At 53.3% G+C, this 24,316-nt stretch carries 20 protein-coding genes; 7 read left to right on the top strand and 13 right to left on the bottom strand.

What is annotated here, in order from left to right; translation table 11 throughout:
• Positions 1-101 precede the first annotated feature (101 nt).
• Positions 102-734, bottom strand: coding sequence for a LysE family translocator (locus tag J8X26_RS03650; protein WP_152327394.1), 633 nt, complete (start codon positions 732-734; stop codon positions 102-104).
• A 152-nt stretch (positions 735-886) separates the two neighbouring features.
• Between J8X26_RS03650 and J8X26_RS03645 the strand changes: the two genes are divergently transcribed.
• Both J8X26_RS03645 and J8X26_RS03640 read left to right on the top strand, forming a co-directional pair.
• Complete coding sequence (locus tag J8X26_RS03645; protein WP_244370325.1) at positions 887-1,693, top strand: inositol monophosphatase family protein; 807 nt, start codon at positions 887-889, stop codon at positions 1,691-1,693.
• A 224-nt stretch (positions 1,694-1,917) separates the two neighbouring features.
• On the top strand, positions 1,918-3,486 hold the full coding sequence (locus J8X26_RS03640; protein ID WP_208950193.1) for a methyl-accepting chemotaxis protein: 1,569 nt from the start codon (positions 1,918-1,920) through the stop codon (positions 3,484-3,486).
• A gap of 19 nt (positions 3,487-3,505) precedes the next feature.
• Here J8X26_RS03640 and J8X26_RS03635 read toward each other — a convergent pair whose 3' ends face one another.
• Positions 3,506-5,599: a bifunctional diguanylate cyclase/phosphodiesterase gene (locus J8X26_RS03635; RefSeq protein WP_165061299.1), complete on the bottom strand. Its 2,094-nt coding sequence runs from the start codon at positions 5,597-5,599 to the stop codon at positions 3,506-3,508.
• Between the two features lie 266 nt (positions 5,600-5,865).
• Here J8X26_RS03635 and J8X26_RS03630 point away from each other — a divergent pair, with 266 nt between their 5' ends.
• The 3 genes from J8X26_RS03630 (at position 5,866) to J8X26_RS03620 (ending at position 10,673) form a co-directional block, all read left to right on the top strand.
• Complete coding sequence (locus J8X26_RS03630; RefSeq protein ID WP_152327391.1) at positions 5,866-6,534, top strand: glutathione S-transferase family protein; 669 nt, start codon at positions 5,866-5,868, stop codon at positions 6,532-6,534.
• A 425-nt stretch (positions 6,535-6,959) separates the two neighbouring features.
• Complete coding sequence (locus J8X26_RS03625) at positions 6,960-8,327, top strand: NCS2 family permease (RefSeq protein ID WP_165061302.1); 1,368 nt, start codon at positions 6,960-6,962, stop codon at positions 8,325-8,327.
• Between the two features lie 696 nt (positions 8,328-9,023).
• Positions 9,024-10,673 (top strand): Na+/H+ antiporter, encoded by a 1,650-nt coding sequence (locus J8X26_RS03620; RefSeq protein WP_152327388.1) that lies wholly within the window; start codon positions 9,024-9,026, stop codon positions 10,671-10,673.
• A gap of 66 nt (positions 10,674-10,739) precedes the next feature.
• Here the strand turns inward: J8X26_RS03620 and J8X26_RS03615 are convergent, their stop codons facing one another.
• The 3 genes from J8X26_RS03615 to J8X26_RS03605 form a co-directional block, all read right to left on the bottom strand.
• Entirely contained in the window at positions 10,740-12,095 is a 1,356-nt protein-coding gene (locus tag J8X26_RS03615) for a trehalose-6-phosphate synthase (RefSeq protein WP_244370323.1), read from the bottom strand.
• 134 nt (positions 12,096-12,229) lie between these two features.
• Positions 12,230-13,417, bottom strand: a complete 1,188-nt coding sequence (locus J8X26_RS03610) for a glutamine synthetase family protein (protein ID WP_307803318.1) — start codon at positions 13,415-13,417, stop codon at positions 12,230-12,232.
• A 351-nt stretch (positions 13,418-13,768) separates the two neighbouring features.
• Positions 13,769-14,653: a LysR family transcriptional regulator gene (locus J8X26_RS03605; RefSeq protein WP_152327383.1), complete on the bottom strand. Its 885-nt coding sequence runs from the start codon at positions 14,651-14,653 to the stop codon at positions 13,769-13,771.
• Between the two features lie 142 nt (positions 14,654-14,795).
• Between J8X26_RS03605 and J8X26_RS03600 the strand changes: the two genes are divergently transcribed.
• A complete protein-coding gene (locus J8X26_RS03600; protein ID WP_152327382.1) occupies positions 14,796-15,218 on the top strand; it encodes a CidA/LrgA family protein in 423 nt (140 codons plus the stop codon).
• A complete protein-coding gene (locus tag J8X26_RS03595; RefSeq protein ID WP_152327381.1) occupies positions 15,211-15,900 on the top strand; it encodes an LrgB family protein in 690 nt (229 codons plus the stop codon). The genes J8X26_RS03600 and J8X26_RS03595 overlap by 8 nt, the downstream gene beginning before the upstream one ends.
• Before the next feature lie 643 nt (positions 15,901-16,543).
• Here J8X26_RS03595 and J8X26_RS03590 read toward each other — a convergent pair.
• From J8X26_RS03590 to J8X26_RS03555, 8 genes are all read right to left on the bottom strand, one after another.
• Entirely contained in the window at positions 16,544-17,305 is a 762-nt protein-coding gene (locus tag J8X26_RS03590; protein WP_152327380.1) for an amino acid ABC transporter ATP-binding protein, read from the bottom strand.
• Between the two features lie 8 nt (positions 17,306-17,313).
• Complete coding sequence (locus J8X26_RS03585) at positions 17,314-18,423, bottom strand: amino acid ABC transporter permease (protein WP_193333197.1); 1,110 nt, start codon at positions 18,421-18,423, stop codon at positions 17,314-17,316.
• 9 nt (positions 18,424-18,432) lie between these two features.
• Positions 18,433-19,611 (bottom strand): amino acid ABC transporter permease, encoded by a 1,179-nt coding sequence (locus tag J8X26_RS03580; protein ID WP_152327379.1) that lies wholly within the window; start codon positions 19,609-19,611, stop codon positions 18,433-18,435.
• A gap of 102 nt (positions 19,612-19,713) precedes the next feature.
• Complete coding sequence (locus tag J8X26_RS03575) at positions 19,714-20,739, bottom strand: amino acid ABC transporter substrate-binding protein (protein WP_208950190.1); 1,026 nt, start codon at positions 20,737-20,739, stop codon at positions 19,714-19,716.
• A gap of 372 nt (positions 20,740-21,111) precedes the next feature.
• A complete protein-coding gene (locus J8X26_RS03570) occupies positions 21,112-21,798 on the bottom strand; it encodes a CTP synthase (RefSeq protein WP_208950189.1) in 687 nt (228 codons plus the stop codon).
• A 45-nt stretch (positions 21,799-21,843) separates the two neighbouring features.
• Positions 21,844-22,128, bottom strand: a complete 285-nt coding sequence (locus J8X26_RS27605) for a hypothetical protein (RefSeq protein ID WP_244370321.1) — start codon at positions 22,126-22,128, stop codon at positions 21,844-21,846.
• 85 nt (positions 22,129-22,213) lie between these two features.
• Positions 22,214-23,134: a kdo(2)-lipid IV(A) palmitoleoyltransferase gene (gene lpxP, locus J8X26_RS03560; RefSeq protein ID WP_152327375.1), complete on the bottom strand. Its 921-nt coding sequence runs from the start codon at positions 23,132-23,134 to the stop codon at positions 22,214-22,216.
• Positions 23,135-23,556: 422 nt separating this feature from the next.
• The gene (locus J8X26_RS03555) at positions 23,557-23,988 is read right to left on the bottom strand and encodes a DoxX family protein (RefSeq protein WP_374101264.1); all 432 of its coding nucleotides are present in this window, start codon (positions 23,986-23,988) and stop codon (positions 23,557-23,559) included.
• Positions 23,989-24,316: the final 328 nt, after the last annotated feature.

Here is a 24,316-nt window from a genome sequence, read left to right as displayed (position 1 = left end):
CTCTGTTTTCGTTGTGCAGAGGATTATATAGCGTTAATAAAGGACTGAATATGACCACAGACAAAGCCGCTTTCAGAAACGGCTTTATCTGTTTTATGGCGCTATTTACGTCCTTCGAGCAGCATACGCACCGCCAGTCCGCCCAGCACCGCGCCCATAAACCAGCGCTGAAGCACCATCCACAACGGGCGACCGGCCAGAAACAGGGCAATATATCCCGCTGAGAGTGCGATCAGGGCATTGAAGGTAAAGCTGACGATGATTTGCGTGATGCCCAGCACCAGAGATTGTGTGAGGACGTGGCCTTGCTCTGGAACGATAAATTGAGGCAATAAGGTCAGGTACAACACTGCGGCTTTCGGATTCAGTAAATTGGTCACCAGCCCCATGGTAAACAGCTTTCTGTTGCTGTCGCGCGGCAAATCTTTGACCTGAAACGGCGAGCGCCCGCCGGGTTTCACTGCCTGCCACGCCATATACAGCAAATACGCCGCACCGCCGATCCGCAGGGCGTCATAGGCAAACGGCACCGCCATGAGCAGCGCGGTAATGCCGAGTGCCGCAAACAGCATATAAAACAGAAAACCCAGCACCACGCCGCCAAGGGAAATCAGCCCGGCTTTCGGGCCCTGACACAGCGAGCGCGAAATCAGGTAAATCATGTTCGGGCCGGGCGTTAACACCAGGCCAACACAAATCAGTAAGAAGGGGATCCAATGGGCGGCGTCTGGCATGGTTTTCTCCGGCATCACGCTGAAAAGTTAAGCACACAGATATAGAAGGTTTTACGCTGTTTTGGCAAGCGGCAGGTTGTCATTTTTTATTCATCAATTCCGGTGCATTCTATGACCGTGTATTTTTTCTTCAGACTGAAAAATCAGGATTTATGATGACTCACAATACGATGTCCGCAAAACTGGTGCTAGCCAGCCAGATTACGGCTCAGGCGGCAGAACTGGCGCTGGGTTTTTTCAACCGCCGGGACAGTATCGAAGTCAGCAGTAAACGAACGCAGGATTTTGTTTCAGAAGCCGACGTGGCGGTAGAGCAGTTTATCCGCGCGCAGCTGGCGCAGCATTTTCCGCAGGACGCGATTATCGGCGAAGAGCTGGGCGGCGTGCTGACTGATGCGTCCTGCTGGGTGATTGATCCAATCGACGGTACGTCGAATTTCCTGCGCGGTTCGCCGCTGTGGGGCGTTTCGCTCGGGCTGGTCGAACGGAAAAAACCGGTGATCGGCGTGGTTGCGTTGCCGGTGCTGAACGAACTTTTTGCCGCAGGATCCGGACAGGGCATTTTCCATAACGGCAAACCTTTCCGCCGTGACGACCGTTTTGGCGATGTCCAGATCGTGTCGCTGGGCGACAGTTCGGATGACAAACTGGATGAGGCGTCATCGTTTTATCAGGGGCTGCGCGCGGCAGAATGGTCGGTGCATTGTTACCGCTGCACCACCGTCGGCATGGTGTTTGCCGCCAAAGGAATTATCGACGGGCATTTGCAACGCCGCACCACGCTGTGGGACATCGCCGGCGGCGCGGTGATATGTCAGGAAGCCGGGCTGGAAACTAGGGTGAATTTCACTCAGTTGCCGGACGGCACCGATAATTACCGCCACATGTCCGTGGCCGCCGGAACGGCAAACCTGCTGTCCGTGGTTCAGCCGTTATGGCCGGATTTCTCCCCGAAATAACCTTCTGGCGTTATTCTCCGCATAAATGAGCGTAACGCCAAAAATGCCTGCCACATCAAGTTTTCAGCCCCTGCGGGTAACACGAAAAATTCGTCCGGTAACCCGCGAATTACATTTTGAAAGTCAGTGTTTAACAAACTGAAATATAGTTTCATTTATCCTAAAGTTATCCCTTCGCTTGCCGTTATCAGAGTTTCAAGTCACTGAATTAACGAAGTGTCCGAATGAAAAAAATAACCAATCTCTCTGTCCTGACGCGTTTACTGGGGGCGTTCGCGCTCGTACTGGGTCTGATGCTGATCCTCGCGGCGATGTCCGCCTGGCTGCTCAACAGCAGCAATCAGCAAATTGAAAGTTACCGCGCCTACCGGCTTCCCGGCGTTCAGTATCCGCTGGTAATGCGCGGCACGCTGGCCGAACTGCGCCTGCAACAGGTGCAGTACATTGCCTCACCGCAAGGTGCGCCGCGCGACGGTCACCGGAGTGAAATCATGCAGGCCGTGGCGACGTTTAAAGAAGCCGAAAACGCCTATCAGAAGCTGGACAGCGGCGGCAGTAAATCTGCGCTGTTTACGCAAATCATGAATAACTTTGCGCAGTTCTCGCTGGCGAACGACGCCGTCATTGCTGCCGTTGAGCGCAACGATATTGCGCAGGCGACGCAAATCAGCGGCGATAACTCACGTAAATACCGCACGCAGCTGATGGCTGATCTGGCGACGCTGGTCAGCGACGAACTGGCGAACAGCGAAAAGGCTGCCGCGCAGGCCCGCAACAGTTATCACAATGCCAGCATGATGTTCCTGGCGCTGGTGGGATTTGCTTTCCTGGTTTCGCTGGCGATGGCGTTACTGCTGGCGCGTAATCTGGTGAAACAACTGGGCGGCGAACCGGCGTATGCGGCGTCGATCATGCGTGAAATCGCCGCCGGAAATCTGGCGGCGAAAATTGAGTTGAAACCGGGTGATACCGGCAGCCTGCTGGCCTCGCTGGAAGGCATGAATCAGCAGCTCAATAAAACCATTAATCAGATTATGGAAGGCAGCGAATCCATCAGTCACGCGGCGAGTGAAATCGAGCAGGGCAATACTGATTTGTCGCAGCGCACAGAAGAACAGGCGGCGTCGCTGGTGCAGACCAGTTCAAACATGCAAAACCTGACGACGACCGTCAGCCAGAACGCCGAAAATGCCCGCGAAGCCAGCGCGCTGGCGCATGAAACCTCGAAAACGGCTTCTCAGGGCGGCGCGATTGTGACCGGCATGCAGGCGCATATGCGCGATGTTTCCGGCAGTTCCCGCGAGATTATCAACATTATCAGCGTGATTGAGGGCATCGCGTTTCAGACCAACTTGCTGGCGCTGAATGCTGCCGTTGAAGCCGCCCGTGCCGGAACGCAGGGGAAAGGGTTTGCCGTGGTCGCCAGCGAAGTGCGCGTGCTGGCGCAAAAAAGCGGGCAGGCGGCGAAAGAAATAAAAGACCTGATCCAGGGGACGGTCAGCAAAATCGCCGAGGGGTCGCAGCAGGCAGATCGCGCGAGTAAAGCGATGCAGGAAATTGTCAGCTCGGTGAATAAAGTTGCCGGTATCGTCAGTGAAATTTCGACCGCGAGTTCGGAGCAGCACACCGGCATTCATGAAGTGGGAATTGCGGTCGACCAAATGGATCAGGTCACGCAGCAGAATGCGGCGCTGGTTGAACAGGCCGCTGCCGCCGCGCAATCCCTGACGGAACAGAGCATCGAGTTGCGCAATGCCGTGCGTTATTTCCGCACGGCGGCGCTTCAGGGCTGAACGTCAGGGCAGAACACCATCAGACTTTATCGATGATGTTCAGCCGGGGTTCCCAGTCAGAATCGGGATGCTGGGCAATCTGTTGTGGTGTCATCGGACGCCCCAGCAGATAGCCCTGCAACGTGTCACAACCCAGTTGCGTCAGGAAATCCTGCTGCTGGGTAGTTTCCACGCCTTCGGCCACGACCTTAAGATTCAGCGTCTGGCCCAGCGCAATAATCGCCGAAACAATGCTGGCATCTTCACTTCCGGCAATCAGATCGTTAATAAACGCGCCGTCGATTTTCAGCTCGCTGGCGGGAAGTCGTTTGAGATACAGCAAGCTGGAATAGCCGGTACCGAAATCATCAATCGACGCTTTGACGCCGTACTTCGTCAGGCGTTCGAGGATTTCTACGCTGACATCCGGGTTGCGCATCGCGGTCGTTTCGGTGACTTCCAGCGTCAGCATTTCCGGCGGGATCTGATGACGCTCAACGGTATCAATCACCATTTCCACCAGATTGGCCTGCTCAAACTGCAAAGTGGAGAGGTTTACGGCAACGGTCCAGTTTGTGTGTCCGGCAAGATGCCATTCACGCAGCTGGCGGCACGCTTCGTTAAGCACCCATTCGCCAATCGGAATGATCAGACCGGTTTTTTCCGCCAGTGGCAGGAAAACATCCGGGCTCAGCGTGGTGCCGTTGCGTTCCCAGCGCAGCAGTGCTTCAAACCCGCAAACCGGCCCGTAAGGCGCAATAAATTTCGGCTGATAATGTAAGCGCAGTTCGTGGTGTTCAATCGCCAGACGCAAATCATTGAGCATCTGTAACTGATTTTGCGCATTAGCGTTCATCGACGGCTGGAAGAAACTATGCCCGTTACGGCCTGAATTCTTGGTGTGGTACATCGCCGCATCGGCATTGAGCATCAGCTCGCGCTCGTTTTCGCCGTCGCCCGGATACACCGCAATACCGACACTGGCCGACACCAGCAATTCATAGCGGGAAACGTAAAACGGACGCGCAATCAGATGCACCAGCCGGTCGGCCAGCTGAGAAGCGTCACCCGGTTCGGTGATTTCCACCAGCAGGATAAATTCATCGCCACCCAGACGCGCCAGCGTATCCGTCGCGCGCAGCTGGGATTGCAGGCGTTCCGTCACCGAGATCAGCAACTGGTCGCCGATATGGTGGCCGAACGCGTCATTGACCGCTTTAAAACCGTCGAGATCGAGAAAAAGCACGGCAAACTGAGATTCACCGCGTGATGCTTTCTGAAATGCCTGGCTGAGACGGTCTTCCAGCAGCAAACGGTTTGGCAGCCGCGTGAGATTGTCGTGCAGCGCCAGCTGCGTCAGTTCGCGGTTTGCTTGTGCCAGCGACGACGCCAGAATGGAGGTGCGCGCCTGCATACGGCCGTCGAGAATCGAAATAATAAGCGTGATCGCCAGAATCGCCAGCGTTACCACGATCACCAGCAGCGCCAGCCAGTTGTTATCTACGCCACTGAACGCTGCCATACTGTGGCTGTCCATCGGAAATTGCGCCGCCGCCATGCCGATGTAATGCATGCCGACAATCGCCGTGCCCATGATCACCGCCGCGCTGATGCGCAACAGCCGGACATTCGGGGATTGCTGACGAAGATGAAACGCCATCCACAGCGCCGCGCCCGAGGCGACAATCGCCACAACCACGGACAGCGCAACCCACCAGTAATCGTAAACAATGGGTGGCATCATCAGCATCGCGGCCATCCCGGTGTAATGCATGGCGGAAATTCCGCCGCCCATCAGCAATGCCCCGGCCAGTAAGCGCCCGGTCGGTAAATTCGGCAGGCAAACCAGCCACAGCGCAAAGACGGAAGAGATAATGGCGATGACCATGGAAAGCAGCGTAATAACCGGGTCGTAACCCATTGGCATGGCCGAATTAAAGGCCAGCATGCCGATAAAATGCATGGACCAGATACCGATGCCCATCGCAATGGCGCCCCCGCTCAACCAGAGACGGGAAGCCTTTCCCTCTGTCGTGGCAACCCGGCCCGCCATATCAAGCGCGGTATAAGAGGCAAGCATTGCAACAATGAACGAAAACATTACAAGCACATTGTTGTAATTACTGGAAAACATGTAAGGCTCCACACAGGCAGGGGGTCTATTTTAGATTCGGCGATAATGGCATTAAGATTTATTAAAGGCGAATGAAGTTACGATAATTTTTTTCGTGTAATTAAGATTAATCCGTAAGTGATTTTAATCAAATAAAAATAATTTCCGGCTTAATCTGCGGCTAATAAACCCGATAAACATCATGGTTTTTAAATGAATATGTTCCGGCTATTCAGGCCTTGTCTATAGTTAACAAATAATTAAATGAAACAGAGCGGAAGGTATTTATGATCACAGTGCATCATTTGGATAATTCACGTTCGCAGCGAATCTTATGGATGCTTGAGGAATTGAGTGTCCCGTATGAAATTCAGCATTATCAACGGGATAAAAAGTCGATGCTGGCGCCTGCTGCGCTGAAAAAAGTGCATCCTCTGGGCAAGTCGCCGGTGCTGGAAGACAACGGGCTGATCCTTGCGGAGTCCGGCGCCATCATTGAATACTTGCAGGAAGTTTATGATGAAGGCAGCACGCTTAAACCGTCGGCCTTCGCTGAACGTCAGCAATACCGCTACTGGATGCATTATGCGGAAGGTTCCCTGATGCCGTTGCTGGTGATGAAACTGATTTTCAGCCGCTTAGGCAAACCGCCGATGCCGTGGCTTATCCGTCCGCTGGCGGGCGCAATCGGACAGGGTGTGCAGAAAAATTATCTGGATAAACAAATTTATACCCATATGGATTATCTGGAGAAACATCTCGCCACCCATCCTTATTTCGCCGGGTATCAGTTCAGCGCGGCGGATATTCAGATGAGTTTCCCGATAGAAGCTATAAATGCCCGCGCCGGACTCGGACAATACCCACACTTAAATGCATGGTTATCGAATGTGACCGCGCGTCCGGCTTATCAGAAGGCGCTGGAAAACGGCGGACCTTTCACGATATTGCGTTAAGTCCGGGGTATTTTGTTGCGTTCGTGCGTGCCGTGATTGTCGTCATGAGCGCAATATCATCAGCCCGTGAAATAATCCTGTTCTTGTCCGTTTTGCTTTTGCCGTTCATCGCCGCAAAAAAACTGATGCGCAACCGATACCGCACAGCAAATCGCCAGCCGGCTGAATTTACATCACAACCGCGTTTTTATTGACCGAACAACGGTAAATTGTCGTCGATCGTAGTTGAAATGTGGGGTTTAAAGGCCGGATAATCGTTTGCTTAATTTTTCAGACCCGCCATACGCGATGTGAGTTAAACGTTTGCCTTGTAGATCTGACGCTGATTTCGGCGGTTTCAGGCTACGGGTAAGGAAGCGAACGTGCAGAAACGATTTCATAATGACCACGCCGGCTAATCAGTAAAGACATTCAGAGGATTTTCCATGTCGAGTCAACACCCTCAGACGGGCAGCGCTGTTGCGCCAAAAGGCCCGTTTGATGCATTTTTCAAAATCAGTGCGCGTGGCAGCAACGTCCGTCAGGAAGTGATCGCCGGTTTAACGACGTTTCTGGCGATGGTTTATTCGGTGATTGTGGTGCCGTCCATGCTGGGTAAAGCCGGATTTTCGCCGAGCGCGGTGTTTGTCGCGACCTGTCTGGTTGCCGGTTTTGGCTCGCTGCTGATGGGCTTGTGGGCGAATCTGCCGCTGGCGATTGGCTGTGCGATTTCACTGACGGCGTTCACGGCATTCAGCCTGGTGCTCGGCCAGCACATCAGTGTGCCCGTGGCGTTAGGCGCAGTATTCCTGATGGGCGTGCTGTTCACGATTATCTCGGTCACCGGGATCCGGTCGTGGATTTTGCGCAACCTGCCGACCGGCGTTGCGCATGGCACCGGCATCGGTATCGGCCTGTTCCTGTTGTTAATCGCTGCCAACGGCGTCGGCCTGGTGGTGAAAAACCCGCTGGACGGTTTACCGGTCGCGTTGGGCGCATTTACCTCTTTCCCGGTTGTGATGACCTTGCTCGGCCTGGCGGTGATTTTCGGCCTTGAGAAACTGCGCGTTCCCGGCGGCATTCTGCTGGTGATCATCGCGATTTCCGTGATTGGTTTGATTTTCGATCCTGCGGTGAAATATCAGGGCCTGTTCGCGATGCCTTCCCTGGCGGGCGCAGACGGCAAATCGGTCATTTTCGATCTCGATATCATGGGCGCGCTGAAAGCCGCCGTGCTGCCAAGCGTTCTGGCGCTGGTCATGACGGCGGTCTTTGATGCTACCGGCACCATCCGCGCCGTTGCCGGGCAGGCAAACCTGCTCGACGAAAACGGCCAGATCATCAGCGGCGGCAAAGCTCTGACCGCGGACTCCGTAAGCAGCATTTTTGCCTCTCTGGTCGGCGCTTCACCGGCAGCGGTCTACATTGAATCGGCAGCGGGTACAGCGGCAGGCGGCAAAACCGGCCTGACCGCCACCGTCGTCGGAGTTCTGTTTCTGCTGATGTTGTTCCTGTCACCGTTATCTTATCTGGTTCCGGCTTACGCGACCGCGCCAGCGCTGATGTACGTCGGCCTGCTGATGCTCAGCAACGTGACCAAACTGGATTTCAACGACTTCGTTGATGCGATGTCCGGCCTGTTGTGCGCGGTATTCATCGTGCTGACCTGTAACATCGTCACCGGCATCATGCTGGGCTTCAGCGCGCTGGTGATTGGCCGTATCTTCTCCGGAGAATGGCGCAAGCTGAACGTCGGAACGGTGGTTATCGCTGTGGCGCTCGTGGTGTTTTATGCGGGCGGATGGGCGATCTGAATGCCAGGCCGGGCATCAGGCGGCTTTGGCCGGTTGCACCGGCGGGCTGACTGAGAAAATTTCGGTTTCTCACATGCGGTGATCGCTTAACGCGCTGCGCCCAAACCGCCCAAAGGAGGAAAGTGCTTTTCCTCCTTTGGATTCCTCCTCGCTTTTTTACTTCGCGCTGTCGCTCGCTGGCTATGTTTCAGCAACCGCTGCGACAGGCTGGAAATCTTGCCGCTGCGCGGTTCCCTCTCTCGGTCCTGAAGCCCTGGGTCTTCAGGCCGCTCCGTTCGGCAAGATTTCTGAATCGCCCGCACAATCTTAAATTTAAAACCGATCTGCTTTTCAGAGAGTGAAATGGCGTGATTAAAAATTTTGCTGAACGGAGCGGCTTCGAGACCTGTGGCTCGAAGACCGAGAGAAGGAACCGCGTAGCGGCGAGATTTCGCGCCACACGCGGAAGCAACAGAGCACGTCCATCGACCCAGCGATAGCGCGCAGTTAAAAAAACGCAGGAATCCAAAGGGTTTCGTTTAAAACCCTTTGTGCCAGTTTGGGCGGCGAGCCCAAGGTTTTGACCTTGTCATAAACGTCAGTGCGTCGTAACCGCACGCATCGATTTAAAACATGTCCTCTTTTGATCTACTATTCCCTCTGTATGTGTCAGACCCCGTCTGATTGAAATCATAAAAACAAGAGTCTAAGGAAAGCATGGAAATCTTCTTTACCATTCTGATTTTGATTCTGGTGGTGTCGCTCTCCGGTGTCGTCACCAGAATGTTGCCGTTTCAGGTTCCTCTTCCATTAATGCAGATTGCTGTCGGTGCTTTGCTGGCCTGGCCGAATTTTGGTCTGCATGTGGATTTCGATCCGGAACTGTTTCTCGTCCTCTTCATCCCGCCGTTGCTGTTCGCCGATGGCTGGAAAACTCCGACCCGTGAATTCCTCCACCACGGGCGCGAAATTCTCGGGCTGGCACTGGTGCTGGTGTTGCTCACCGTCGTCGGTATCGGTTATCTGATTTATATGATGGTGCCGGATATTCCACTGGTTGCGGCGTTTGCGCTGGCGGCGGTGCTGTCTCCGACCGATGCCGTGGCATTGGGCGGAATTGTGGGCAAGGGCCGCATTCCGAAGTCGATCATGGGCGTGCTGGAAGGTGAAGCGCTGATGAATGACGCGTCCGGCCTGGTGTCCCTCAAATTTGCGATTGCCGTGGCGATGGGCACCATGATTTTCACCGTCGGCGGCGCGACCGTTGAGTTCCTCAAAGTCGCCATCGGCGGCCTGATGGCGGGTGTCGCGGTGACGTGGCTGTACAGTAAATCGCTGCGCATCATGAGCCGCTGGAGCGGCGATGACCCGGCGACACAAATCGTTTTCCTGTTGCTGCTGCCGTTCGCGTCTTATCTGATTGCTGAACACATCGGCGTGTCGGGCATTCTGGCCGCCGTGGCTGCCGGTATGACCATCAGCCAGTCGGGCATTATCCGTAACGCGCCGCTGGCTATGCGCCTGCGTGCGAACAGTGTCTGGGCGATGCTGGAATTCGTATTCAACGGCATGGTGTTCATCATGCTGGGCCTGCAATTGCCGGGCATTCTGGAGAACTCGATTGATCAGGCCACGCATGACCCGTCAATCGTCACCTGGCACCTGTTTGCGGACGTCGGGATTATCTATTTTGCGCTGCTGATCCTGCGTTTTGTCTGGCTGTGGGTGATGAAGAATTTCAGCAACCGTTTCCTGAAAAAGAAACCGCTGCTGTTTGGCAGCTACAGCACGCGTGAGTTGTGGGTGGCGTCGTTTGCCGGTGTTCGCGGGGCGATTACGCTGGCTGGTGTGCTGTCAATTCCGTTATTCCTCGCAGACGGTTCGGCCTTCCCGTCGCGTTATCAGCTGGTGTTCCTGGCGACGGGCGTCATTTTGTTCTCCCTGATTGCCGGTGTGATTGCTTTGCCGTTCCTGCTCAAAGGCGTGGTCGTGGCCGACGGAACGACCTATCGTGAAGAAGAGCGCATGGCGAAATCCATCGCGGCAGAAGTGGCGATCGAAAGCCTGCATAAGATGGAAGAACGTCTGGCGGCGGATACCGAAGAAAACATTGATGAACAGACGCTGAAGGAAATCAGTTCCCGCGTGATAGGCACACTGCGACGGCGGACGGCGAATCGCGATGATATGGAAACCGCGCTGAAGCTCGAAAACTTAGAGCGTCGCTTCCGTCTTACCGCACTGCGGGCCGAACGCGGTGAGCTTTATCATCTGCGCGCAACCCAGAAAATCAGCAATGAAACGCTGCAAAAACTGCTGCACGACCTCGATTTGCTGGAAGCGTTGCTGGTCGAAAAAGAAGTCTGAAACAACGGTTTTCCGGCATTAATCTGCCATAAAAGGCTTCCCGCGAACGTTGCGGGAAGCCTTTTTTTAATAGAGATTATGCGGGGCGTAAGTGCCGTGGTGAGACGTTCTGAACACCGTGCGCTGCGGACGTTCTGCCTCAGCGCGTAAACACGCCAGAAACTCAGACGCCCACCAGTGGCAATCATAGCGATTTACCTTGTTAAGCAACTGGCTGTGCCGGCGCTTTCTTTCATGCAAAGGCATGGTGAGTGCGGAATGGAGGGCTTCGCTGGTCTCGTGAGCATCGTACGGATTGATCATTAACGCTTCCGTCAGCATCTCCGCCGCGCCGGTAAATTCCGACAGCAGCAAAACCCCCGGATCCTCCTTATTCTGCGCAAGAATAAACTCTTTTGCCCCCAGGCTCATGCCCTCAGAAAGCGGCGTAAACATCGCCACCCGCGCTTTGTTATAGAGCGCAAAAATCATCGCCCTCGAGCACTGGTTATTGTGGATGTAGTTGACCGGATACCACGATAAATCGCCATATTGCCCGTTAATTTCTCCGCATAGCCGCTCCAGACGCGAACTCATGTCGCCCGTTGACGCTGGATATTCGCCGGAAGGATCTGAAATCTGGAGCAAACTGACATCGCGAAGGTATTGCGGATAGAGCGCCAGAAACTTTTTCATGGCGTTCAGGCGGCAATCTACGCCGCTTATTTCATTTACGATGTCGTTGCTGATAATGATCTGCCGGTGATAATGACGAACATTCTGTATCTCCTGCTGATTTTGAAATTCGGTATTCTTATCGATACCGCACGGCAAAACGCAGACTTTAATAATCCGGCCATTCACTTTGATCGCGTCTTTCGAAATTTGTCCGGCGCGGTAATGACGTAATGCATAGGAAATAAAGTTATTAATATCGCCGGACGACTGAAATCCAATGCAGTCATAATGCAGCAATGACTGAAATAGCCAGTCGTGTTCCGGCACAGACCGCAATACATCTCCCGGCGGAAAGGGCTGATGCAAGAAGAAACCGATCTTATTCCGGTGGCTGTCTTCCTGGAGCATTTTAGCGACAGGGAGTAAGTGATAATCATGAACCCATATCACATCATCGTGCGTTATAAAGGGAGAAACCTTGTTTTTAACATCATTATTATAGTTTTTCCAGGTGATGAAATATTCTCTTTTATAGGCCGTTAGATCAGGTCTGTTATGGAAGACGGGCCACAGCACGTTGTGTATATAACCCTGATAAAAATTATCATATTCGTTAGGGGATAAATCCCATGACACTTTTCCGACGCCTTCACTTTTTATCTGACGATAAGGTTCTTTTCTTTTACGCGCAGAGACATTCCCGTTCCATCCAAACCACAGAGCAGCATGCTGTCGGGATATTTCAGAAAGGGTATGAAATAACATGTCATCCGAACTGCCGGTATAGGGTTCACAGCGATTAGATAAAATGATCAACCGGGACATAATCACCTCAGCGAAATAAATAACAGAGCGGTACGGGTTTCATTAATTAATCAATTGTTTAATAAAAAAAGGGTTTAATAAGAAAATACGCTTTCCTCCGGAGTAACGATACTTTCGAACCACGTCAGTTCAGAGAGTTTGGTTTGGATCCACTGTTGGGAAAATGCCTCGCCCAGCGCCGCGGTTAAATACGGACATTGCCGGAATTCATCAAGGGCGTGCTGCTGGAATAAAGGCAAAACGGGCGAGCAGGCCGTCAGATCGGCAACCGGGTCGTCCTCTATTTTTTCCAGCCCGTAAAGCATGCCCGTCAGTAGGGTGGCCATCGCCAGATAAGGGTTGGCATCCGACCCCGCCAGACGGTATTCAATGCGGCGATGCGCTTCGCCTGAACAGGGAATGCGTAATGCCGCAGAGCGCTGATTAAAGCCCCAGGAACTGAACAGCGGCTCATTGAGGTTTTTCCTCAGCCGTCTGAATGAATTGACGTTGGGAGCCAGAATCGCCATAGACGCGGGCATCAGGTTAAGCATGCCGGCGAGACACAGACGCATCATTTCATTCAGGTTTTTGTCGCCGGAGGCAAAAACATTATTGCCCTGTTCGTCGTTCAGGCTGATATGAAAATGCAGGCCGCTGCCCGACATCAGCGAATACGGTTTAGCCATAAAATTGGCGTTGAATCCAAACCTTTGGGCGACGGTGCTGGTTAAGCGGCGAAGCGCCAGCACGTTCTCGCAAATGTCGACGACCTGCCCGGAGTGTTGCAGGTTTAATTCAAACTGACCGGCTTCTGCCTCACATACAATGCCCGATAAAGGCAGGTTTTGCCGCGTCGCCATCGTCTCAAGTTCTTCAATAAACGCAGTATGTTCTGACGGAACCGCCAAATGAAAACACCCGGAATTCTGAATGTTACGGTTCTGGGCGTCTTCGAGATAAAACTCAATTTCGGGTGCAATCACCGGGTATAAACCATGCTCATGGAATTTACTCAGCACGTATTCCAGGATAACGCGCGGCTCAAGCGAATAGGGATTTCCCTGATCGTTTTTCATCGTCAGTAATATTTGTGCATTTTCAGCCGGATGATGGCCGCACGGACGCAGGGTGCCTGCGACAGGAAAACATATTCTGTCCGGCTCATTCACAGCCAGATCATCATTCAGCGTACTCTGCACTTTGCCTTCTTTATCCATGGAGTAAACTGACTGAGGAAAATACGCGCCTTTTTCCAGTGAAAGCAGCGAGGTGATATTCATCCTTTTCCCCCTGAACGAACCGTTGATATCATTAAGATAAATATCAATATGTTTCGTGTTCGGGTTGTTTGATAAATAACGTTCTGCTTCCTGACGGAAAATACTATTATTTCCCGACGTCGTATTTTCAAGCTTCAGCTGGCTTTCATTGGCCACTGATTTTGAAATTACCGGAGAACTGAATAAAGCAGATGAGTGTTTTAATAATGAAGGCTTGAATGTCGGATTCATATTTTTCTTTCACGCATACCTTTCGGCGATAAATTGAGATTAATTTATACGCAGAAAAAAGGATATATCGGCAACATAAAGATTAAAGTTGCCGCTGTAAAAAAAGTATAAATACCGCGTTCAGGGCTGCGGCCAGTAATCCCGGCACAGCGCAATCCACGCCTGTGCGCTGTGAGAAAGATAACTTCCCTGATGCCAGATCAGCCCCAGTTGCCACGGCATCAGCGGTTCAAGCGGCAGCCACAGCAGCGTGTTTTTATCCAGCCGCTGACAGACAGGTTCCGGTAATATCGCCACGCCCATGCCGGTTTGTACCATGGCGGCTAAAAAATCCCACTGGCCGCTGCGGGCGGCAATTTTGGGCGTAAAACCGTGTGCGGAAAAGGCGTCCATCAGCTGGCGGTATAGTGCGAAATCTTCGTTGTAAATCAGGATGCTTTCTTCTGCCAGTTCGCTGAGAGCGATGCGCGTCCGGTTCAGCCAGTGCGGCGTGCGCGGAACCACCACGCACAGCGGATGGCTGAAAAGTAGCAATGAAGCGATCGAAGGCACCGCGTCGGCGGGCAGTGCGGTCAGCGCCAGATCCAGCTCACCGGAGATGACCGCCTGCTGAACGGTCAGCCCGCCAAATTCGGAAATGATCAGCTCGATACCCGGATATTGCTGGCGGAAACTGCCGATCAGCGGCGCGATTTGAGTACCCACCATCGGCGGGATCCCCAGCCGCAAATGGCCGAGCTTAAGCGTATTAATGTCTTCCAGTTCGGCTTCGAGCTGGCGGAATTCTTCCAGGATATTTAGCCCGCGCTGGTAGAGCGCCTGACCGCTGTCGGTGAGCCGCAAGCGCCGTCCTTCGCGGATGATCAGCGTGCATTCCAGCTCTTCTTCCAGATGGCGCAGCATCTTGCTGATGGTCGGCTGCGTGACGAATAATTTTTCCGCCGCGCGGGTGAAGCTCTGCTGGCGTACCACTTCGACAAAATAGCGTAATGTGCGAACGTCCATTCACTGACTTCCCCGCTGAGATTGGTAAGTAACGAAGTATTCCAGATTGGAATTATTTTTATGATTTTAATTCATTTCTTTACCGGTTTCCTGCGAGCGTATACTGAATCTTGTCCCTTTTTTGTCCTCTGAGGTCGTTCCCATGTTGCTGGCGTTGCGCACGAAAGCGCCGTCCCTGCTGACCCGCTGTCAGATCCCCGTTCAGGTGGTGCTGTATGCGGTGTTATTTGTTATCGCCGATCGTCTTGTCACTTTCCTGCATCTGCCTTTACCGGCCAATATCGTCGGTATGCTGATGCTTTTGCTGCTGATTATGTTCCGCGTTCTGCCGGTAAAATGGGTGAAAGCCGGTTCACGCTGGTTGCTGGCCGAAATGCTGCTGTTTTTCGTTCCGGCGGTGGTGGCCGTAGTGAATTACGCCCAGTTGCTGATGATCGAAGGCTGGAAAATCTTTCTGGTGATTGGTGTCAGTACGATTCTGACACTCGGCGCGACGGCGCTAGTTGTCGATAAAATGTACCGGCTGGAGCAGCGTCTGGCGGCGAGGAAGGCATCGCGTGACTGATCTTCTTATTAGCATTTTATGTTTCGTGATCACGCTCGGGCTGTATTACGCCAACAAAAAACTCTACCGCCAGCGCCGCACGTTGTTGCTGATGCCGCTGGTGTTTACGCCCATCGTGCTGGTGATGTTACTGGTCGTGACGCACACGTCGTATCAGGATTACATCGGCGAAACGCACTGGTTGCTGTGGCTGCTTGGCCCGTCGACTATCGCGTTTGCTGTGCCGGTCTATGAAAATATGGCAGTCATCCGCCGTCACTGGTTATCGCTAAGTGCGGGCGTGCTGACGGCCATTGTGGTGGCCGTCAGCAGTTCGGTCTGGCTGGCGAAAATACTGACGTTGCCGGAAGAAGTGCAGCGCAGCCTGGCGGTGCGGTCCATCACCACGCCGTTTGCGCTGGCTGCGGCGAAGCAAATGGGCGGGCAGCCGGATCTGGTGGCGCTGTTTGTGGTGATCACCGGCGTATTCGGTATGGCGGTCGGCGACATGTTATTCCTGCGGCTTTCGGTGAAAAGCGGTCTGGCGAAAGGCGCCGGGTTGGGTGCGGCGTCGCACGGCGCGGGGACGGCGCGCGCTTATGAATTAGGAGCCGAAGAAGGGGTGGTGGCGAGTCTGGTGATGATGCTGGCGGGGGTTGTGACGGTGGTGACGGCTCCGGTGATTGGGATTGTGATGTGGTGATGATCTTTTGAAAAAGATCTGAAACTTTAAGTTCAAATTCAAATTCAAATTCAAATCCAAATTCAAGGTCGTGGGCGTCGGCCCACACCGACCAGAGACCCGGTAACGCGCGGGCCTCTGGACTCCGCGCTTTTTTAACTGCGCGCTTCGCTCGCTGGCCATGTTTCAGGTACCGCAGCGACAGCCGCAAAATCCCGCCGCTGCGCGGTGCCCTCCGTTCGGGTTACAACCCGCGCAAAAAGACGCGCGGTTTTCCACCTCTCCTCCGGCGATATTTTGGAACCGGCCTCAACGTTAACTTCACAACCTCACTGATTTTGATATGAAAAACCTATTGGTTTTGAATCTAAGAACGTGCGGGCGTTTCAGAAAGCTTGCTGAATGAGAGGTTGCAGACCTGAGGCTGCAATCCCGAAATGAAGGAACCGCGCAGCGGCAAGATTTCCAGCCTGTCACTGTAGTGGCTGAAACATGGCCAGCGAGCAATAGCGCGTGTTGAAAAAGCGGCGGGAAATCCAAAAGAGGGAAAGCACTTCCCTCTTTTGGTCGGTTTCGGCACAGCGAGTTGAGCGATCACCGCACGTAAGAAACTGAAACTTTCACCTTTCCAGCCTGAAAAGCCGCTTCAAGCTGCGGCCTCAGCTTAATGAATAACCTGCGATAAGAACTCCCTCGTCCTCGCTGACTTAGGATTGGCAAAGAATTCCAGCGGCGGCGCCTCTTCGACGATCTCCCCGCGATCCATAAAGATCACCCGGTCGGCTACCGTTCTGGCAAAACCCATTTCATGCGTAACGCACAACATGGTCATGCCTTCTTCGGCCAGTGTGATCATGGTGTCGAGCACCTCTTTCACCATTTCCGGATCGAGCGCAGACGTTGGCTCATCAAACAGCATGATTTTCGGTTTCATGCAAAGCGAACGGGCGATCGCCACGCGCTGCTGCTGACCGCCGGAAAGCTGGCCGGGGAATTTATTGGCATGTTCGGCAATACGTACACGTTTGAGATAATGCATCGCCAGTTCTTCGGCTTCTTTCTTCGGCATCTTGCGCACCCAGCAAGGGGCCAGTGTGCAGTTTTGCAGAACGGTCAGATGCGGGAACAGATTGAAGTGCTGGAACACCATGCCGACTTCCGTACGCACGCGTTCGATATTGCGCAAATCGTCATTCAGTTCGGTGCCGTCGACCACAATGCGCCCCTGCTGATGCTCTTCCAGATGGTTGATGCAACGAATGGTCGTTGATTTACCGGAGCCGGAAGGGCCGCACAGGACAATACGTTCACGCGGTTTGACGCTCAGATTAATGTCTTTCAATACGTGGAACTGTCCGTACCACTTATTCACGTTTTCCAGCGTGATCATCATATTTTGTTTTTCAGTGACGTGATGGTCGCTCATGGTTTACCTCAGTGTGCGGAACGTCCGGTGTGAAAGCGTCTTTCCAGATGCTGGCTATAACGCGACATGCTAAAACAGAAAATCCAGTAGACGGCGGCGGCGAAGACGTAGCCTTCGGTCGACATGCCGAGCCATTCAGGATCGACGGTGGCTTGCTGAACGCTGCTGAACAGGTCGAACAGGCCGATAATGATCACCAGACTGGTGTCTTTAAACAGCGCGATGATGGTGTTGACCAGACCCGGTATCACCATTTTCAGCGCCTGCGGCAGAATGACTAAACCCTGCGTTTTCCAGTAACCCAGCGCCAGTGATTCGGCGGCTTCGGTCTGGCCTTTCGGCAGAGCCTGCAAACCGCCGCGCACCACTTCCGCGACATACGCCGACTGGAACAGCACCACACCCACCAGTGCGCGCACCAGTTTGTCGATATTGGTTCCTTCGGTCATAAACAGCGGCAGCATCACCGAGGACATGAAAAGCACGGTAATCAGCGGCACGCCGCGCCAGAATTCGATGAAAATCACCGACAGAATGCGCACGATCGGCAGACGGGAACGGCGGGCCAGCGCCAGCATAATTCCCAGCGGTAAAGCTCCGGCAATGCCCACGGCAGCGATGATCAGTGTCAGCGTCAGGCCGCCCCACTGGCGGGTTTCGACGCGGCTCAGGCCAAAGAATCCGCCATAAAGCATGAACCAGGTGAAAATCGGGAACAACACCATCCAGCAGGCGATATAACGTCCCCGGCGTGGTGTGGCTTTAAAGAAGATTGGCGCAAGGGTCAGCAGACCGACAATCAGCGTGACGTTGATGCGCCAGCGTTGATCAAACGGATACAGCCCGTACATGAATTGCCCGAAACGTGCGTGGATAAATACCCAGCAGGCTCCGGCTTTGGTGCAGTCCGTTCTTGCGGTCCCGACCCAGTTGGCCTGGAAAATCACCCAGTTCAGCAGCGGAGGGATCACCAGCCACATCAGCCATAAACAAAACAGCGTCAGCAGGCTGTTAAACCAGCTGGAGAACAGGTTTTTACGCGCCCAGAGCACGGCGGTTCCCAGTGGCGTACCGGGCTTCACGGCTCTGACTCCGGGAGGAAGAGTTGTCATCGTCATGGGTTTCCCTTAACGCTCGACCAGCGCGATACGCCGGTTGTAAATATTCATCAGGAACGAAATCACCAGACTGATGATCAGGTAAACCGACATCGTGATGGCAATGGTTTCAATCGCCTGACCGGTCTGATTGAGCACCGTACCGGCGAATAACGACACCATATCCGGATAGCCAATTGCGGCCGCCAGAGAGGAGTTTTTCACGATATTCAGATACTGGCTGGTCAGCGGCGGGATGATCACCCGCATCGCCTGCGGCAAAATCACCTGGCGCAGCGTGACCGGATTCGGCAGGCCGAGCGAACGGGCGGCTTCATGCTGACCGTGCGAAACAGACTGAATGCCGGAGCGGATCACTTCGGCGATAAATGTCGAGGTGTAGACCGACAGCGCCAGCGTTAACGCCGCCAGTTCCGGAATAAGCACCATGCCGCCACGGAAGTTAAAACCGCGCAGTGCAGGAATATCCCAGTGCAGGGCTGGCCCGAAAATCAGGTGCGCCAGCGCCGGAAAGACAACCAGCATGACAATCGCCCACGGCCAGATATGCCAGACGCGTCCGGTGTGGATCTGGCGGAAATGGTTGTAACGTTGCAGCGCGACGATGCCGAAAATGGCCAGCAGCAGGGCGATAAAGCCCGCCAGGCTGCCGGGTGCCAGTTCCGGTGACGGCAAATACAGGCCGCGGTTGCTGACGAACGCCAGATCAAATGCGTTCAGGCTCTGACGCGGGCCAGGCAGGTTACGCAGTACGGCGAAATACCAGAAGAAGATTTGCAGCAGCGGGGGAATATTACGGAAAGTCTCGATGTAGACCGTCGACACTTTACGGATCAGCCAGTTATCGGAAAGACGTCCTAACCCGATAATGAACCCGAGAATCGAAGCAAAAACGATACACAGTGCGGAAACCAGCAGCGTATTCAGCAGACCGATAACAAAAACGCGGGCGTAAGTGTCGCCTTCCTGGTAGTCGATAAGATGCTGAACAATGCCGAAACCGGCACCTTTTTCAAGAAAGGCAAATCCCGAGGTGATCCCTCGTGTAGTCAGATTGGTAATGGTGTTGTGGAGCAGGTAACCCAGACAGGCTACCAGCAACACCACCGCGAAAATTTGGTAAATCCAGGCACGTACCGCTGGGTTGGTCAGCGAGAACGAGACTTTTCCGGTTGGGCGTTGCGACATTTTAACCTCGACCTGCAGGTAAAACAGGGGAAGTGAAGCACCGGGGAACGACCGGTGCTTCAGCTTCCTTAAACACTTTTCAACTTCTTGTAGAAAGGATATTTAGCGGACAGGTGGTGCGTACTGGATGCCGCCTTTATTCCACAATGCGTTCTGACCACGCTTGATTTTCAGCTCGCTGCCCTGACCGACGTTACGCTCGAAGCTTTCGCCGTAGTTGCCGACCTGTTTAACGATTTTCACTACCCAGTCATTTGGCACTTTCAGGTCAGCGCCATAAGTGCCGGTTTTGCCCAGCAGGTTGCTCATGTCAGGCGTGGTTGGATTGGCTGCCAGCTGATCGACGTTGGCAGAGGTGACGCCCATTTCTTCGGCGTTGAGCATCGCGAACAGAGACCAGCGCACGATAGCCAGCCAGTCTTCGTCGCCACGACGAACAACCGGCCCCAGAGGTTCTTTAGAAATGACTTCTGGCAGAACGATGAAGTCATCCGGTTTGCCCAGTTTGATACGCAGTGCGTACAGCTGGGACTGGTCGGAAGCCAGGGTATCGCAACGGCCGGAGTCCAGCGCTTTGGCGCTTTCATCTGAACGGTCGAAGGTGACCGGAGTGTAGGTCATTTTGTTGGCTTTGAAGTAATCGGCTACGTTCAGTTCAGTATCCGTACCGGCTTGCAGGCAGACGGTTGCGCCATCCAATTCTTTCGCGCTTTTCAGACCGGCTTTCTGGTGTGTCAGGAAGCCGATACCGTCGTAATAGTTTACGCCGGCGAAAATCATGCCCATGCCCGCGTCGCGGGAAGAGGTCCAGGTGGTATTACGTGACAGGATGTCCACTTCGCCAGACTGCAGGGCGGTGAAACGCTCTTTTGCGGTCAGCGGGGTGTATTTCACTTTCTCAGAATCACCAAATACGGCAGCAGCCACCGCGCGACAGACGTCAACGTCGATACCGGTGAATTTGCCTTTGGAGTCAGCGTAGGAGAAACCTGGCAGGCCGTCGCTGATACCGCATTGAACAAATCCTTTCTTTTTAACAGCATCCAGAGTGGCACCTGCGTGGGCCTGACCAGCCAGTGTCACGAAGCTTGCTGCGGCAATCAGCGTTGAGAGCAATATTTTTTTCATAAAGCGTCCTGTGAGACAAAACTGAGAATTATTATTGTGTGAGTGCCGGAGCACCCTGTCTGTTTATGGGGCAATGCCCTCTGCACCTGTCTTTGCAAAGGGAGTGCCAACATGGAAAACGCCCGATCAATCAAGTCACGCACTGGAATTGCACAGTAACATTGACGGGCGTTATAAAATTTATTGCCCTGTTTGAGTGCGCGGTCAATGTGACTGCTTTAAAAGGGTGCGGATTATTTCAATATTGGAGTGCAGATCGCGGTCTTTGAAGGTAAGAGAAATGCGGTGACATATTTGGTAAAAAAATGAGGCAAAACGGTGAGTAAATCCCTCAGACCGGATGGCCTGAGAGACATTTAGAAAAGGAATGACTCAGAGCAGGGACTTTATCAGTGCAGCTACCAGTGGCGGAAGCTGACCTTTTAGTGCGGCGCGCTCCGGCTGAAACAAGGTCGCGACAAAAAATGGATGACCGGGTAATTCGATAGCGCGAACTTCGCCGGTGGCATCGTGACCGACCATTTTCAGTGGCTGTGCGTCCAGCGCGGCCTGAAACTCAGTATTGATGCCATAGCGGCAATGGTAGCCTTCTTCCACTTCCAGCTTGCCGTAAGCGCGCGCCGGAATACTGCCCGGCACAAAGGTAATTTCGCTTTTGACTTCCACCATTTCACATGACAGCGCGCTGATGACCAGACGGCCTTCGGTGTCGGTTTCGCCGTGTCCGGCATCCTGCCAGTCCATCACATTTCGCGCGTATTCAATGATGGCGTGCTGGAATCCTCCACAGGTTCCCAGAAACGGTTTGCGATTTTCCCGCGCAAAACGGATGGCACTCAGCGCACCTTCGGTTGAGCGGTACGGGCTGCCGGGCACACACCAGAAGGCATCGTAATTCTTGAGAATTTCAGGGGTGATTGTGTCGGTTGCGATCCAGTCGGCGTGGATTTCAATGCTGAAATTTTGTGCTGCGAGGTCGATGGCAAGGGGAATGGCTTGGTGGGCAGTGATCGCGGAGTGGTAGTCTCCGGCCAGCGCCAGACGTACAGAGTTTTTCATCACTTCTCTCCAGGGCAGGTAAAAAGAGAGGTTACAGAAATGTCATTACATTGTCGTTTGAAAAATTCTCATCAGGCATTTTGTCGGTACGAAAGACATTAAAAAACCCACGCGAGGTGGGTTCGCCAGGCGCGGTTTTACATCTTCATTCGGCCTGCGTTTTACTGCCTTTAATAAGTTTACGCGCGGCGGCAATCTGCTCATTGTCCGGTGCTTTCGGTTTGGCTTATTGAGCGCTGTGCTGAGGCCTGAACGGCCCCACAGATCGAAGCTGTCGTCATCTTTGAGGTGATCAAAGATGGAAGGTGTCGCATCGGTTTTTTTAGCCATAAGAAGAGGTATCTCGAGTTGAAGGTTTCTCAAAGAAAAAGCCCGATGCGGGGGCACCGGGCCTGATATCTTATTGCGTTTGCGGCTATCGATAAAGCGAAGGTGTTCCCGCCGGTCGCGTTTTGAAGCGGCGGTGCAGCCAGAGATACTGATCGGGCGCACGCATGATTTCTTTTTCAATGACGCGGTTCATGTAAGCCGCGGCGGCCATTTCGTCGTCAATCGGGTAATCTTCTAACTGTGGCTGAATCACCAGTTCGTAACCTTTACCGCCGGCTTTACGCACCAGAACCACGGTCACCAGCGCAGGTTTTGCCAGACGTGCCAGCATGAAAGTCCCGCTGGTCGTTGCGGCCTGATCAACGGCAAACAACGGTGCGAAGACGCTGCCGCGCGGGCCATAATCCTGATCCGGTGCAAACCAGACGGCTTCGCCCTTTTTCAGCGCGTGAACCATACCGCGTAAATCTTTGCGATCGAGCATGGCTTTGTTGGAGCGCATACGCCCCCATGTCTGCACGAATTCCATCGCTTTATTGTTGTGCGGGCGGTACATCGCCATCATCGGCTGACATAACCCCATCGCACGGCCACCCAGTTCCAGTGACATAAAATGTACGCCGATAACCAGCACGCCTTGATTGTTTTCCTGCGCCTTTTTCAGATTATGCAGGCCGCTGACGTCAAACCAGCGTTTAACGCGGGCGTCAGACCAGAACCAGGCCATGCCGGTTTCCAGCAAGCCCATGCCGAGAGATTCAAAGTTACTAATGATCCGGGCTTCAACCTGATCGGCAGGCAAATCCGGGAAACACAGTTGCAGGTTACGGCGGGTGATCGACACGCGGCGTTTGAGAAAGCGCATAGACGTGCGGCCAAGCCAGATGCCCAGACGGTAAAGTACCGGATAAGGAAGCTGAACCAGCAGGAACAGGACACCGAGCCCAAACCAGGTGAGCCAGTAGCGCGGATGTAAGAACGATGCACGAAAGCGAGGAGAAGTCATAAAAGCCTAATCATCTGCATAAAAAAACCGGGGGTAACGCGTAACGAGATAGCTCAGCCGCGGTACGGATTGTCTGGTAAATATTGGGACAACTGACGATCAAAAATGTTTTGAGAAAGACACAAGTTGACGCAATTTTTACTGTCTACAGACATTGTTAAAAGGCGGGATCGCGAAGCTGAAGGGCTATCCGTAGGCGTTGAGCGGGGCGAATACGACTCTTGATGTGAGTATAACATGGCGGACTCTCTAACCAGAGAGGGGAGTTGTCCTATAAACCCCCTCTTTACCGTTTTTTTACGTCCATTATTGGATGTTTCAATGAAAACCCAGTGGAAAGAAGGGGCTGGGTTTTTGGAAAGGTGAATCACATTTACAGAAACTCAGCGTGCCTCGTTAGCGAAACACGCTGAGAGAGAAAATCAGCGGTATAACGGGTTACTCATCACGGAATAACGGCCACTGCCGAACAGCGCAATAACGACGGCTGCCATGAAGTAATACACGATATCTTCAATCGCCCAGGCGCCGACCGGTGACAGCGCAAAAGTATGGTGGATGCCGACCATCAGCCACGCAACAACCATGGTGGCTGCGGCTGACAGCGCGGCAAGACGGGTGAAAATCCCTAACATCATCATGATCGGGGCAATCACTTCACCGATGATCACGCCATACGCCACGAACGCCGGAATGCCGTAGCCTGCCAGCATGCCCTGAATGCCCCCGAGCCCGTCATGTAGCTTATGCCAGCCATGAAAAATCAGCAGGCCGTAGGTGATCCTCAGCAGTAAAATGGCCAGATCAGGTTTGTTCAGCGCTGTGGTAAAACGGATATAAAGTTGCTTCATCATTGTCACTCCCAGAGACGTTTTCTTGTCTCTATAAAGTAATTCCTAATCGCGAAACGAGTGGAGAATTATTCTCATTTGGGTTGATCTGGGTTAAGTTTTGTTCAGTTAATTCGCAGGCATAAAACGGCATCAGAATGAGCGGGGATTTTGCGGGGCTGGCGCACTGGGGAGGAACTAAGACTTCCGGTTATTAAGAAGCATTTTTAGACTTTCGACTTATTTATTTTTGGAATGCATATCAGAAATACGGCAGGACTGGCTTTGTTGAATAAATCGGATTTAGATAAAAGCTCCCCTCGTCGCCGACTTCCTCAGGTAATCCGTACAC

The sequence above is a fragment of the Rahnella sp. ChDrAdgB13 genome (genome assembly GCF_017655185.1).
GTDB lineage: Bacteria > Pseudomonadota > Gammaproteobacteria > Enterobacterales > Enterobacteriaceae > Rahnella > Rahnella contaminans.
Note: the sequence above shows the minus strand (reverse complement) of the source record. Positions and strands in the feature narration are given on the sequence as shown.